A 13,653-nucleotide genomic window follows, 5' to 3' on the forward strand; every position below is an offset into this window, starting at 1 on the left:
CTCCGTGGGGGGCGAGGGCGCGCAGTTTAGCGCAGCCCTCCCCCGCCGCCGCGGCGGCTACTTGAGCCGGATCTCGCGCAGGCGCTCCTCGAGGTAGCCTTGGGCGGTGATCGGCTGCGGGTACCGGTTCGGATTGTCCGGCGTGACGCACGAGGGCAGCACGTCGATCAGGAAATCCGGATTGGGGTGCAGGAAGAACGGCGTGGAGTAGCGCGGCTGGCGCGCCTTCTCGCCCGGCGGGTTGACCACGCGGTGGGTGGTGGACGGGTACACGTGGTTGGTCAGGCGCTGCAGCATGTCGCCGATGTTGACCACGATGGTGTCGGCGTCGGCGGTGAACGGCACCCACTCGCCCTTGCGCGAGAGCACTTCCAGGCCCTCGCTGCTCGCGCCGACCAGCAGCGTGATCAGGTTGATGTCCTCGTGCGCGCCGGCGCGGACGTTCGGGATTTCGGGCGTGGTGATCGGCGGATAGTGGATCGGGCGCAGGATCGAGTTGCCGCAGTCGGTCTTGTCGGCGAAGAAATCCTCCGCCAGGCCGATGTGCAGCGCGAGCGCGGAGAGCACGGTCGAACCGAGCCGGTCGAGCGCGGTGTACAGGCCGTAGCCGACCTCGCGGAATTCCGGCACCTCCTCCGGCCACAGGTTCGGTGGCATCACGTCGGCGTACTTCGAGTCGTGCGGGATCTCGCGGCCGATGTGCCAGAACTCCTTGAGGTCCGGGTACAGCGAGTCCTTGGCGGTTTCGACCATGAACGGCGTGTAGCCGCGCGCGCCGCCGCCGCCGGGCACGTGGTACTTCATCTTCACCTCGGTGGGCAGGGCGAAGAAGCGGCGGAAAGCGTCGTAGGCGGCGTCGATCAGCGACTGCGCGATGCCGTGGCCGCGGATGCCGGCGAAACCCCACTCGCGGTAGGCGGCGCCGAGCTCGGCGACGAAGGCGGCGCGGTCGGCGGCGCCGGCGGCATCGGTGAAGCGGCGGATGTCGAGGGTCGGGATCCGGGAGGTCATGGAAGGGAGGACGATTCGGGTGTCATTCGGTGGTGGCCGTGGCCGCGGCGCGCACCGCCTCGGCCAGCGCGTCGAGGGTGCGCTGCATCAGCGCCTCGTCGTCGGCCTCGACGGTCACGCGCACCACGGGCTCGGTGCCGGAGGGGCGCAGGAAGGCGCGGCCGCGGCCTTCGACCGCACGCTGCGCCTCGGCAAGGGCGGCCTGCACGGAAGCGGCCTCGGCCGGTTTCGCCGCCCCCACCGCGCAACGCACGTTGACCGTCTTCTGCGGCAGCTTGTGCAGCCCGGCCAGGGCCTGGCGCAGGGTCACGCCGCGCCGGCGCAGCACTTCCAGCACCTGCAGCGCGCTGACGATGCCGTCGCCGGTGCTGGCCCGGTCCAGGCACAACAGGTGGCCGGAGGTCTCGCCGCCGAGCACGCCGTCGTGGGCCAGCAACTGCTGGTGCACGTAGCGGTCGCCGACCCTGGCGCGCACGAAGCCGATGCCGCGCCCGGCGAGCGCACGCTCCAGGCCGTAGTTGCTCATCAGCGTGCCGACCACCGGGCCGCGCAGGCGGCCGCTCTCCTGCCAGTCGCAGGCGAGCAGGTACAGCAGGTCGTCGCCGTCGCGCACGGCGCCTTCGGCGTCCACGAACAGGACCCGGTCGCCGTCGCCGTCGAAGGCGATGCCGAGGTCGGCGCCGGTGGCGCGCACGTGCGCGGCCAGCGCCTCGGGGTGGGTGGAGCCGACGCCGTCGTTGATGTTCAGCCCGTTCGGCTCGATCCCGATCGCGTCCACCTGCGCACCGAGCTCGCGCAGCACCAGCGGGCCGATCTGGTAGGTGGCGCCGTTGGCGCAGTCCATCGCGATGCGCATGCCGGCCAGGTCGAAGCCCTTCGGCACCGAGTTCTTGCAGGCCTCCACGTAGCGGCCGACCGCATCGCGGGTGCGCAGCGCCTTGCCGAGCGCGTCGGAGGCCACGGTCCGGAACGGCTGCTCGAGCGCGGCCTCGATCGCGAGCTCGGTGGCGTCGTCGAGCTTCTCGCCCGCGGCGGAGAAGAACTTGATGCCGTTGTCGTAGTGCGGGTTGTGCGAGGCCGAGATCACGATCCCGCCGTCGGCGCGCAGCGAGCGGGTGAGATGGGCCACGGCCGGGGTCGGCATCGGCCCCATCAGCTGCACATCCACGCCGGCGGCGACCAGGCCTGCCTCGAGCGCGGCCTCGAACATGTAGTTGGAGATGCGCGTGTCCTTGCCGATGATCACCAGCGGCTTGCGCCAGGGGTTGCGCGGCAGGGCGTGGCCGTAGGCGTTGCCCAGGCGGAGCACGAAATCGGCCGAGATCGGGCCTTCGCCGACCCGGCCGCGGATGCCGTCGGTGCCGAAGTACTTCCGGCTCAAGCCGCTTCCTCCGCGCGCGGGGCGGGCTGCTTCATCAGCAGCGCGAACAGCTCGGCCAGCCGGTCGCGCAGCTCGCGGCGGTCGCAGATCATGTCGATGGCCCCGTGCTCGAGCAGGAACTCGGCGCGCTGGAAGCCCTCCGGCAGCTTCTCGCGCACGGTCTGCTCGATCACGCGCGGCCCGGCGAAGCCGATCAGGGCCTTGGGCTCGGCGATGTTGATGTCGCCGAGCATCGCGAACGAGGCCGAGACGCCGCCGGTGGTGGGATGGGTCATCACCGAGACGTACGGCAGGCGCGCCGCGCGCAGGCGGCCCAGCGCGGCCGAGGTCTTGGCCATCTGCATCAGCGAGAACAGGCTCTCCTGCATGCGCGCGCCGCCGCTGGCGGAGAAGCACACGAACGGGCAGCGCAGCTCGATCGCGCGCTCCACGCCGCGGGCGAAGCGCTCGCCCACCACCGAGCCCATCGAGCCGCCCATGAAGGCGAAGTCGAAGGCGCAGGCGACCAGGTCGCGGCCCTTGAGCCGGCCCTCCATCGCGACCAGCGCGTCGCGTTCGCCGCTGGCCTTCTGCGCGGCCTTGATCCGGTCGGAATACTTCTTCTGGTCCTTGAACCGGAGCACGTCCACCGGCGCGAGTTCGGCCGCGATCTCGCGCGTGGGGCCCGGGTCGAACAGCGCCGCCAGGCGCGCACGGGCGCGGATCGGCATGTGGTGGCCGCACTTGGGGCAGACCTCGAGGTTCTCCTCGAGCTCGGGGCGGTAGAGGATGGCGCCGCACCCTTCGCACTTCTCCCACAGGCCTTCGGGAACGCTGCGCTTGCTGCCGCCCTCGGTGCGGATGCGCGGCGGCATCAGTTTCTTGAGCCAGGTCATGCGCGGTTTCGATCTCGTTCGGGCCGGACGCGGCCGAGCGTGACAGTCTAGCCCACGGCCCCGCCGTCCAGCGCCGCCCGCAGGGGGGCGAGGAAGGCCCTTGCCGCGGCCGGCGCGTCGGCCGCCCCGGCCAGCGCCGCCACCAGCGCGCTGCCGACCACCACGCCGTCGGCGGCCTGCGCCATCGCCGCGGCCCCGGCCGCGTCGCGGATGCCGAAGCCGGCCACCACCGGCACCCCGGCGCGGGCGCGGACCTGGCGCAGGCGCTCGCCCGCGGCCTCGGCGTCGAGGCGGTCGGCGCCGGTCACGCCGGCGAAGCTGACGTAGTACAGGTAGCCGCCGGCCTGCGCGCACAGCGCGTCCAGGCGCGCGTCGGTGGTGGTCGGCGAGGCGAGCAGGATCAGGTGCAGGCCGTGCGCGGCGAAGGCCTCGCGGAACTCGGCGGCCTCCTCCGGCGGCAGGTCCACCAGCAGCGCGCCGTCCACCCCCGCCGCCGCGGCCTCGGCGGCGAAGCGCGCCGCGCCGCGGATCTCGACCGGGTTGAGGTAGCCCATCAGCACCACCGGCGTGTCGGCGTCGCGCGCGCGGAACGCGCGCACGCAATCGAGCACGTAGCCCAGCCCCGCGCCGCGCGCCAGCGCGCGCTCGGAGCTGCGCTGGATGGTCGGGCCGTCGGCCATGGGGTCGGAGAACGGCACGCCGAGCTCGATCACGTCGGCCCCGGCCTCCGCCAGCGCGTGCATCACCGGCACCGTGGCCTCCAGCGACGGATCGCCGGCAGTCACGAAGGGGATCAGCGCCTTGCGTCCGCCCGCGCGCAGGGCCTGGAAGCGTCGGTCTATCCGGTTCATTTCGGGTGTCTGGCCTGGAAGCGTCTTTGCCACGGATTTACGCGGATGGACACGGACAAGACAAAAGCTTTTGAACAAGAAGCGTTCTTGCTCCCTCCGTGTCCATCAGTGCAAATCCGTGGCAAAAAACTCATAACTTCAAACCCTCGCGCGCCGCGATGGTGTGCACGTCCTTGTCGCCGCGGCCGGAGAGGTTGCACAGCACCAGGCCGTCGCGGGGCAGTTCGCGCGCGAGCTTGACCGCCTGGGCGATGGCGTGGCTCGACTCCAGCGCCGGCAGGATGCCCTCGGTGCGGGCGAGCTGGTGGAACGCGGCCAGCGCTTCGGCGTCGGTGACGCCGACGTATTCGGCGCGGCCGGTGTCCTTGAGGAAGGCGTGCTCGGGGCCGACGCCGGGATAGTCCAGGCCGGCGGACACCGAATGCGTCTCGATGATCTGGCCGTCGTCGTCGCACAGCACGTAGGTGCGGTTGCCGTGCAGCACGCCGGGGCGGCCGGCCGCGAGCGAGGCGGCGTGGTGCCCGGTGGCGAGCCCAAAGCCCGCCGCCTCGGCGCCGACCAGGCGCACGCCGCGGTCGTTGAGGAAGGCGTGGAAGATGCCGATCGCGTTGCTGCCGCCGCCGACGCAGGCGGTCACCACGTCCGGCAGCCGGCCGTACTCGGCCAGCATCTGCGCGCGCGCCTCGCGTCCGACCACGGCGTTGAAGTCGCGCACCATGCGCGGGTACGGATCGGGGCCGGCGACGGTGCCGATGATGTAGAACGTGTCGTGCACGTTCGTCACCCAGTCGCGCATGGCCTCGTTGAGCGCGTCCTTGAGCGTGGCCGAGCCGCTGGTCACCGGCACCACGGTCGCGCCCAGCAGCTTCATCCGGTAGACGTTGATCTTCTGCCGCTCGATGTCGGTGGCGCCCATGTACACCACGCACTCGAGCCCCAGCCGCGCCGCCACCGTGGCGCTGGCCACGCCGTGCTGGCCGGCGCCGGTCTCGGCGATGATCCGGCGCTTGCCCATGCGCCGCGCCAGCAGTGCCTGGCCGATGGTGTTGTTGATCTTGTGCGCGCCGGTGTGGTTGAGGTCCTCGCGCTTGAGCAGGATGCGCGCGCCGCCGACCTCGCGGCTGAGGCGCTCGGCGTGGTAGATCGGGCTGGGGCGGCCGACGTAGTGGGCGAGATCGTGTTCGAACTCGGCGACGAAGGCCGGATCGGCGCGCGCGGCGTCGTAGGCCGCGGCCAGCTCCTGCAGCGGGCCGATCAGGGTCTCGGCCACGAAGCGGCCGCCGTAGCGGCCGAAATGGCCATGCGCGTCCGGGAAGGCGTGGTAGTCGAGCGCGCTGGCGGGTTCAGTCGGTGTGGCAGTCGGCACGGCGGACTTCTTCGACGAAACGACGCATCTTATCGCCGTCCTTGACCCCGGGGGCGCGCTCGATACCGCTGGAGACGTCCACCCCCCAGGGACGGGTGCGCCGGACCGCGTCGAACACGTTGTCCGGGCCCAGCCCGCCGGCGAGCATGAACGGGCGCTCCAGGCCCGCCGGCAGGGCGGACCAGTCGAAGCTGCGGCCGCTGCCGCCGTGCGCGCCGGTGCCGTGACTGTCGAACAGGAACGCACTGGCGCCGGGGTGGCGCGCCTGCAGCGCGGCCGCGCTCTCGCACCGGCCGTCGCCCATCGCGATCGCCTTCAGGTACGGCAGGCCGAAGCTGCGGCAGTAGGCGTCGTCCTCGCCGCCGTGGAACTGCAGCAGATCGGGCCGTACCTGGCGCACCACCTCGTGCACGTATTCGGCGGGGCTGTCCATGAACAGCGCGACCACGTCCACCAGCGGCATCAGCCCCTCGCGCAGGTCGCGCGCCTGCGCCGGTTCCAGCCGGCGCGGGCTGCCCGGCACGAACACGAAGCCGACCGCATCCACGCCGAACTCGCCGGCCAGGCGCAGGTCCTCGGCCCGGGTCATGCCGCAGAACTTGATCCGGGTGCGGAACACGGCGCGGGTCACAGGGTCACTTCCGCGGGCAGGCCGCATTCGGCCGGGTATCTCGGGCCGAGGAAGGTCAGGCCCTGCGCCGGCGCGGTAGGCCCGGCGCGGGTGCGGTCGCGGCTGGCGAGCAGCTCGGCGATCCACGGCTCCGGGCGTTCGCCGGCGCCGACCATCAGCAGCGAACCGACGATGTTGCGCACCATGTGGTGCAGGAATGCGTTGGCCTGGACTTCGATCGCCACCTCGTCGCCCTCGCGCGCGACCCGGATCTCCTGCAACTCGCGGCGCGCATGCGGGGCCTGGCAGTGCACGGTGCGGAAGGCGGAGAAGTCGTGCTCGCCGAGCAGCGCCTGCGCGGCGCGGTGCATCGCCCCGGCATCGAGCGGGCGCCGCTCCCAGGCCAGGTACTGGCGGCCGAGCGCGGGGCGCACCGGGCGGTTGAGCAGCCGGTAGCGGTAGCGTCGGGCGCGGGCGGAAAAGCGGGCGTGAAAATCCGCCGCCACCGGCCGGCACCAGCGCACGCACATGGCCGGCGGCAGCAGCGTGGTCACGCCCAGCATCCAGCCGCGCGGCTCGCGGCGGGCGTCGCTGTCGAAATGCACCACCTGGCATTGCGCGTGCACGCCGGCGTCGGTGCGGCCGGCGCAGACGGTCTCGATCGGTGCGTCGGCGACCCGGCTCAGCGCCGTTTCCAGCGCCTGCTGCAGCGTCTGCGCGCCGGGCACGCCGGGCGCGGTGAGCCGCTGCCAGCCGAGGAAGTCGCTGCCGTCGTATTCGACGCCCAGCGCATAGCGCATCGCCGGCTCCGCGCTCACCCCAGTTCGCGCAGCATGCGCGCGGCCTCGGCGCGGGCGGCGGGATCGCGGCCGTCGAGCACCTCGCGCAGCACGGCACGCGCGGCATCGTCGTCGCCGAGGTCGAGGTAGGCGCGGGCCAGCTCGAGCTGCTGCCGGCTGCCGGCGATTGCGGCGGCGATCGGCTCGACGTTGCCGGCCGTGCCGTTGTGCCAGGTCGGCGCGGCGCCGATCGGGGCCGGATCGTCGTCGGCAGCGGCCGGCACGGCGGCGACCTCCACTGCCGGCTCCTCGGCGGCGGTGTCGGCCATGGCCTCGCGCTCGGGTTGGTCGGCGGCGAACAGATCCCCGGCGGGATCGCCCGCCGGTTCGCGGGCCATCGCCGCGGTCGGCAGACCCGCGGCGAGCGTCGCGGTGTCGTACCCGCGGCGGACCGGCGCCGGTTCCGGCTTGCGCCGGCGCACCAGCCACCAGGCCAGCGCCGCCGCGCCGAGCAGGCCGAGCCCGCCCCACAGCCAGGTCAGCCCGCCCGCTTCCTGGGCCGGGGCCGTCGGCTGCGCCGGCTGGGCAGGCGCTGCGGTCTCGGCCTGGCGCGCCGCGGCCAGGCGCTGCTGCGCCGCCGCCAGCTCGGCGTCCTTCATCTCGATCAGCCGTTGCTGCTGCTTCTGCAGCTGTTCCAGCTCGGCCACGCGGGCCTTGAGTTCCTCGACCTCGGCATTGCGCGCGGCCAGGTCTTCCTTCGTCTGCTGCAGTTCCTGTCGGAGCATCTCGCCCTCGCCTCCGGCGCTGACGCCGGATCGTGTTCCCGGCCGGGTGCCGCCTCCCGGCGGCATGATCTCGAGCCGCGCCTCGGCCACGCGCGGCGCGGCGGCGCGCGGCGTGGCGACGGTGGTCGCCGCCGCGGTGGCTTCGCCCTCGCCCGCGGCGATCGCGGCCGGCTGCGGCACCGCCTGCCGCGCCTGTCGCCACTGCGCGATCTGGTCGCGCACGATCACCGCGGCCTCGGCGGCACCGACCGCAGCGATCTCCTCGGCCGGCGGCACCCGCAGCACCGCCCCCGCCTTGAGCAGGTTGATGTTGCCGGCGATGAAATCCTCGGGGTTGGCCCGGAGCAGGGCCAGCATGGTCTGGTCGAGCGTGTAGCCGCGACCGGCCTCCAGACCGCGGGCGATGTCGGACAGGGTCTGCCCGGGCTGCACAGGGGGCAGCTCGCCCGGCGCCGCGAGGGCCGGCGGTGGCTCGACCACCGGCGCCGCGGCCGACGTGGGGGCCGGTGCCGTGGCCACGGTGTCCGGCTGCGGCTCGGGCTCGGGCAGCGGTTCGGGGGCAGGAGTGGGCGCGGGGGACGTTGCCACCGACTCCGGCGTGGTGTCGGCGGCCTGTGGCGCCGGCGCCTGCGTGGCAGGCGGCGGGATCGTGTCGGCGGGCCCGACCGTGGGCGCCTGGATCGGCGGTTGCGCCGGCGCGGCCACGGTGCGCGGGGCATCGAGCAGCGCCGAGTACTCGCGTACCAGCCGCCCCTGTCCCCAGTCCACCTCGACCAGGAAATTCAGCATCGGCTCGGTCACCGGGGCCAGGGTGGTGACGCGGATCACCGGGCGGCCCTGCGCGTCGAGCGCGACCGTGAACTGGAGGTCGGCGGCGACGCCCACGGGCGGTTCCAGGCCGATGCGCCGGAACGTCTCCGGCGAGGCCAGTTGCGCCCGCAGCTGTTCCAGCTCGGACGGGTCGCTGTACACGACCGGGATCTCCGCCAGCAGCGGCTCGCCCACCTTGGAGCGGACCTGGATCTGGCCCAGGCCCAGCGCCGCCGCAGCCCCGCTGGCCAGCGCCAGCGCCACAGCCAACGCACCTCGTGCGATCTGCTTCACGGCCGGTTCCATGGTTCTCCCCTCGCGGCGGACTCTAGCCCGCCGCGAGGCCATCGGGCAATGCGCGCCGGGTTCAGCGCTCCTGCAGCACCAGCTCGGCGATCTGCACCGCGTTCAGGGCCGCGCCCTTGCGGATGTTGTCCGAGACGATCCACAGGTTGATCGCGCGCGGGTGCGAGTAGTCGTCGCGGATGCGGCCGACGTACACCGGGTCGCGGCCGGAGGCGTGCGTGACCGGGGTCGGGTAGCCGCCCGCCTTCGGCTCGTCCACCACTTCCACACCCGGCGCCCGCTGCAGCAGCGCGCGCACCTCGGCGGCGGAGATCTTCTCCCGGGTTTCGACGTTGACCGCCTCGGAATGGCCGTAGAACACCGGCACCCGGACCGCGGTCGGATTCACCTGGATCGCATCGTCGCCGAGGATCTTGCGCGTCTCCCAGACCAGCTTCATCTCCTCGCGGGTGTAGCCGTTGTCCTGGAAGTCGTCGATGTGCGGGATCAGGTTGAAGGCGATCTGCACCGGGAAGCGCTGCGGATCGGGGTCCTGGAAATTGAGGATGCCGGCGGTCTGCCGCCCCAGCTCCTCCAGCGCCGAGCGCCCCGCGCCGGACACCGACTGGTAGGTGGCGACGTTGATGCGGGTGATGCCGGCCTTGCGGTGGATCGGCGCCAGCGCCACCAGCATCTGCATGGTCGAGCAGTTGGGGTTGGCGATGATGCCGCGCGGGCGGTTGCGCACCTGCTCCGGGTTCACTTCGGACACCACCAGCGGCACGTCCGGCTCGTAGCGGAACGCCGAGGAGTTGTCGATCACCACCGCGCCGGCGGCGGCGAACTTCGGCGCGTATTCCTTCGAGATCGAACCGCCGGCGGAGAACAGGGCGATGTCCACGCCGGCGGGATCGAACGTGGCCAGGTCCTGCACCACCACGTCGCGCCCGCCGAACTTGAGCTTCTGCCCGGCGGAGCGCTCGCTGGCGAGGGCGACGAGTTCGCCGACGGGGAAGTTCCGCTCGGCGAGGATGGCGAGCATGGCCTCGCCCACTGCTCCGGTAGCGCCGACCACCGCGACCTTGATTTGCTTGTTCATCGAATCAGCTCTCGGAAGTTGGTGTTCTTGCCACGGATGCACACGGATACAAAGACCGATCCGCGGTGTCATCTGTGTTCATCCGCGTCCATCCGTGGCGGAAAATGCCTCTGCGGCACAGTCAGGCGCACGCGACGCCTTGGGCGACTGGCCGCTAGGGTTTGTTCGCATCGGCGGGAATGCGCGGCAGCACAGCGCCGACGTCGCCGCACTGGGCGCGGTGGCGCAGCGCCTGGTCCATCAGCACCAGCGCCAGCATCGCCTCGCAGATCGGGGTGGCGCGGATGCCCACGCACGGGTCGTGGCGGCCGGTGGTGACCACCTCGACCTCGTTGCCGTCCACGTCCACGCCGCGCGCGGGCAGGCGCAGGCTCGAGGTGGGCTTGAACGCCACCGAGACCACGATCCGCTGGCCGGTCGAAATGCCGCCGAGGATGCCGCCGGCGTGATTCGACAGGAACCCCTCCCGCGTCATCTCGTCGCGGTGCTCGCTGCCCCGCTGCGCGACCGCCGCGAAGCCGTCGCCGATCTCCACGCCCTTGACCGCGTTGATGGACATCATCGCCGCGGCCAGCTCGGCGTCGAGCTTGCCGTACACCGGCTCGCCCCACCCCGGCGGCACGCCGTCGGCGACGATGGTGACGCGCGCGCCGACCGAGTCGCCGGACTTGCGCAGCGCGTCCATCCAGGCCTCGAGCTCGGGCACCTGCGCGGCGTCCGGCCAGAAGAACGGGTTGGCCTCGATCGCGGCCGGGTCGAACGCGCGCGGCACGAGTTCGCCGATCTGTGCCAGGTGCCCCTGGATGCGGATCCCGAACTTCTCCGCCAGCCACTTCTTCGCGATCACCGCCGCGGCCACGCGCATGGTGGTCTCGCGCGCGCTGGCACGGCCGCCGCCGCGCGGGTCGCGGATGCCGTACTTCTGCCAGTAGGTGTAGTCGGCGTGGCCCGGGCGGAACTGGCGGGCGATGGCGTCGTAGTCGCGGCTGCGCGCGTCGGTGTTGCGGACCAGCAGCGCGATCGGGGTGCCGGTGGTGATGCCCTCGAACACGCCGCTGAGGATCTCGACCTCGTCGGCCTCGCGGCGCTGCGAGGTGTGGCGGGTGCGGCCGGTGGCGCGGCGTTCGAGGTCGCGGGCGAAATCCGCGGGCTGGAGCGGGATGCCCGGCGGGCAGCCGTCCACCACGCAGCCGATGGCGGGGCCGTGGCTCTCGCCGAAGGTGGTGACGCGGAACAGCTGGCCGAAGGTGTTCATCTCACCCGCGCGCGTCCGCCAGCGCCCGGATCCGGGCGTGATGCGCGACGAGGTCGGACCGCTCGGCCACGAACACGCCCATCTGCCCGACCCGGAACTCGACCCAGGCCAGCGGCAGTTCCGGCAGCAGCTCCACCAGCGCGCGCTCGGCCTCGCCGACCTCGCACACCAGCAGGCCGTCCCCGGTCAGGTGCCCGGGCGCGTCGCGCAGGATCTTCAGGGCGAAGTCCAGCCCGTCGTCGCCGGCGCGCAGGCCGAGCTCGGGCTCGTGGGCGTATTCCCGCGGCAGCGCGTCGGTCTCGGCGTGGGTGACGTAGGGGGGATTGCTCACGATCAGGTCGTAGCGCTCGCCCGCGAGCGCCGAGAACAGGTCCGACTTGAGCAGGCGCACGTTGTGCGCGTGCAGCCGCTCGCGGTTCTCGGCCGCGAGCGCGAGCGCCTCGTCGCTGATGTCGACGCCGTCCACCTGCCAGTCGGGATGGTGGTGGGCCATCGCGATCGCGATGCAGCCCGAGCCGGTGCACAGGTCGAGCGCACGATGCACCTCGCGGTCGCCCAGCCACGGCTGGAAGCCCTGCTCGATCATCTCCGCGATCGGCGAACGCGGCACCAGCGCGCGGCGGTCGCACTTGAAGCTCAGTCCTGCGAACCAGGCCTCGCCGGTCAGGTACGCGGCCGGGATGCGCTCCTCGATGCGGCGCGCGAACAGCGCCAGCACCTGCGCCTTTTCCTCCGCGGTCACCCGCGCCTGGCCGTACACCGGGCTCAGGTCGTGCGGCAGGTGCAGGGCATGCAGGACGAGCTGGGTGGCCTCGTCGAGGGCGTTGTCGTAACTGTGGCCGAAGGTCAGGCCGGCGGCGTTGAACCGGCTCGCGCCGTAGCGGATCAGGTCCACGATCGTGATCAGCTCGGCGGCGGCGGAGTCGGCGGTCATGGCGGGAATGCGGCGAAAGGCTGGCGATTATAGGGCCGCCGGCCGCTATCATGGCCGGCCGGATCCGCCGGACCTGGCCATGTTCAACCGCACCACCCTGCTCGTTCTCGTCGCCGCGCTGTTCGCCGGCCTGGGCCTGTGGGCCGCGCAACGCTGGTTCACGCCGTCCGCGCCGCCGCAGCCGAAGACCGAGGCGGTGCGCCTGCTGCCGCAGCCGCGCCCGCTGCCCGCCTTCTCCCTGCGCCAGTCCGACCGCACCGCGCTGGTGCCGGGCGAACTCAAGGGGCACTGGACGGTGGTGTTCCTCGGCTTCACCCACTGCCCGGACATCTGCCCGACCACGCTGGCCGAGCTGGCCCAGGCGCAGAAGCAGTGGAGCGCGCTGCCCGAGCCGGTGCGGCCGCGGGTGCTGTTCGTCTCGGTGGATCCCGAGCGCGACACCCCCGAGCGCGCCGGCGAGTACGCCCATGCCTTCCACCCCGACACCCTGGCCGCCACCGGCGACCTGCCCGCGCTCGAAGCCTTCACCCGCGCGCTCGGGCTGGTGTTCATGAAGGTGCCGCCGCCCGCGGGCGCGCCTGCCGACCAGTACAGCGTGGACCACTCCGCCGCCCTGGCCGTGCTCGACCCGCAGGGCCGGATGGCCGGGGTGATCACGCCGCCGCTGGTGCCGAAGCAGATCGCGGCCGACCTGCTGGCCCTGACCCGCGCGGACGAGCGCCCGTGAGTCCCGTCACCGCCCTCACCTACGCGCTGCCGCACCGGCTACTGTCCTCGCTCGCGCGGCGGCTGGCGTACTCCACCCATCCGCGCGTCAAGCAGTGGCTGATCGACACCGTGATCCGCCGCTTCGGCGTGGACATGAGCGAGGCCGCCGAGCCCGACCCGCGCGCCTATCCCACCTTCAACGCCTTCTTCACCCGCGCCCTGCGCCCGGGCGCACGCACGCCGGATCCGGATCCCGGCGCGATCCTGATGCCGGCCGACGGCCACATCAGTGAATGCGGCCACATCGGCCGCGCCGGCGAAGGCGTGCTGCACGAGGACGCCGGCCACATCTTCCAGGCCAAGGGCCGCGGCTTCACCACCGCCGAGCTGCTGGCCGACGCGCAGGCCGCGGCCGCGTTCGACGGCGGCGTGTTCGCCACCGTGTACCTCTCCCCGCGCGACTACCACCGCGTGCACATGCCCTGGACCGGCACCCTGCGCGAGACCGTGCACGTGCCGGGCCGGCTGTTCAGCGTCGGCGAGGACGCGGTGGGCTCGGTATCGCGGCTGTTCGCGCGCAACGAGCGGCTGGTGTGCCACTTCGACTGCGACTTCGGCCCGATGTGCGTGGTGATGGTCGGCGCCCTGCTCGTCTCCGGCGTGGAGACGGTGTGGAGCGGCGTGGAGATCCCGCCCTACGGTGGCGACGTGGTGCGCAAGGACTGGCGCGGCCGCGGCATCACGCTCGAACGCTTCGCCGAGATGGCCCGTTTCAACTACGGCTCGACCGTGATCGTGCTGCTGCCGCGCGGCGTGGCCGAGCTCGATCCAGCCCTGTATGCCCGCGCGCCGGTGCGGCTGGGGCAGCGGCTGGCGCGGCGGCTTCCGGCCTGACCGGCGATCG

General features: G+C 72.7%; 13 protein-coding genes. 2 read left to right on the forward strand and 11 right to left on the reverse strand.

Annotation, left to right across the window (positions count from 1 at the left end; all coding sequences use genetic code 11):
- Positions 1 to 57: 57 nt before the first annotated feature.
- The 11 genes from FPV26_RS04030 to prmB form a co-directional block, all read right to left on the reverse strand.
- Entirely contained in the window at positions 58 to 1,011 is a 954-nt protein-coding gene (locus tag FPV26_RS04030; protein WP_147652429.1) for an isopenicillin N synthase family dioxygenase, read from the reverse strand.
- A 22-nt stretch (positions 1,012 to 1,033) separates the two neighbouring features.
- The gene (gene glmM, locus FPV26_RS04035; protein ID WP_147652430.1) at positions 1,034 to 2,392 is read right to left on the reverse strand and encodes a phosphoglucosamine mutase; all 1,359 of its coding nucleotides are present in this window, start codon (positions 2,390 to 2,392) and stop codon (positions 1,034 to 1,036) included.
- Positions 2,389 to 3,267, reverse strand: coding sequence for an acetyl-CoA carboxylase, carboxyltransferase subunit beta (gene accD, locus FPV26_RS04040; RefSeq protein ID WP_147652431.1), 879 nt, complete (start codon positions 3,265 to 3,267; stop codon positions 2,389 to 2,391). The genes glmM and accD overlap by 4 nt, the downstream gene beginning before the upstream one ends.
- Before the next feature lie 47 nt (positions 3,268 to 3,314).
- Positions 3,315 to 4,118 carry a tryptophan synthase subunit alpha gene (gene trpA, locus FPV26_RS04045; protein ID WP_147652432.1) on the reverse strand — a complete coding sequence of 268 codons (804 nt, stop codon included), beginning with the start codon at positions 4,116 to 4,118 and terminating at the stop codon, positions 3,315 to 3,317.
- Between the two features lie 130 nt (positions 4,119 to 4,248).
- The gene (trpB, locus tag FPV26_RS04050) at positions 4,249 to 5,484 is read right to left on the reverse strand and encodes a tryptophan synthase subunit beta (protein WP_147652433.1); all 1,236 of its coding nucleotides are present in this window, start codon (positions 5,482 to 5,484) and stop codon (positions 4,249 to 4,251) included.
- On the reverse strand, positions 5,462 to 6,115 hold the full coding sequence (locus FPV26_RS04055) for a phosphoribosylanthranilate isomerase (protein WP_147652434.1): 654 nt from the start codon (positions 6,113 to 6,115) through the stop codon (positions 5,462 to 5,464). The genes trpB and FPV26_RS04055 overlap by 23 nt, the downstream gene beginning before the upstream one ends.
- Positions 6,112 to 6,894, reverse strand: coding sequence for a tRNA pseudouridine(38-40) synthase TruA (gene truA, locus FPV26_RS04060; protein WP_147652435.1), 783 nt, complete (start codon positions 6,892 to 6,894; stop codon positions 6,112 to 6,114). The genes FPV26_RS04055 and truA overlap by 4 nt, the downstream gene beginning before the upstream one ends.
- 14 nt (positions 6,895 to 6,908) lie before the next feature.
- Positions 6,909 to 8,774 carry a type IV pilus assembly protein FimV gene (locus FPV26_RS04065; RefSeq protein ID WP_147652436.1) on the reverse strand — a complete coding sequence of 622 codons (1,866 nt, stop codon included), beginning with the start codon at positions 8,772 to 8,774 and terminating at the stop codon, positions 6,909 to 6,911.
- 61 nt (positions 8,775 to 8,835) lie between these two features.
- Positions 8,836 to 9,852 (reverse strand): aspartate-semialdehyde dehydrogenase, encoded by a 1,017-nt coding sequence (locus FPV26_RS04070; RefSeq protein ID WP_147652437.1) that lies wholly within the window; start codon positions 9,850 to 9,852, stop codon positions 8,836 to 8,838.
- A gap of 154 nt (positions 9,853 to 10,006) precedes the next feature.
- A complete protein-coding gene (aroC, locus tag FPV26_RS04075; RefSeq protein ID WP_147652438.1) occupies positions 10,007 to 11,107 on the reverse strand; it encodes a chorismate synthase in 1,101 nt (366 codons plus the stop codon).
- A 1-nt stretch (position 11,108) separates the two neighbouring features.
- The gene (prmB, locus tag FPV26_RS04080; RefSeq protein ID WP_147652439.1) at positions 11,109 to 12,041 is read right to left on the reverse strand and encodes a 50S ribosomal protein L3 N(5)-glutamine methyltransferase; all 933 of its coding nucleotides are present in this window, start codon (positions 12,039 to 12,041) and stop codon (positions 11,109 to 11,111) included.
- A gap of 79 nt (positions 12,042 to 12,120) precedes the next feature.
- Between prmB and FPV26_RS04085 the strand changes: the two genes are divergently transcribed.
- Together FPV26_RS04085 and asd are read left to right on the forward strand one after the other, a co-directional pair.
- Positions 12,121 to 12,768, forward strand: coding sequence for an SCO family protein (locus tag FPV26_RS04085; protein WP_147652440.1), 648 nt, complete (start codon positions 12,121 to 12,123; stop codon positions 12,766 to 12,768).
- Positions 12,765 to 13,643, forward strand: coding sequence for an archaetidylserine decarboxylase (gene asd, locus FPV26_RS04090; RefSeq protein WP_147652441.1), 879 nt, complete (start codon positions 12,765 to 12,767; stop codon positions 13,641 to 13,643). Before FPV26_RS04085 ends, asd begins: the two co-directional genes overlap by 4 nt.
- Positions 13,644 to 13,653 lie beyond the last annotated feature (10 nt).

Origin of the sequence: Vulcaniibacterium gelatinicum (assembly GCF_008033445.1) — a bacterium.
GTDB lineage: Bacteria > Pseudomonadota > Gammaproteobacteria > Xanthomonadales > Xanthomonadaceae > Vulcaniibacterium_B > Vulcaniibacterium_B gelatinicum.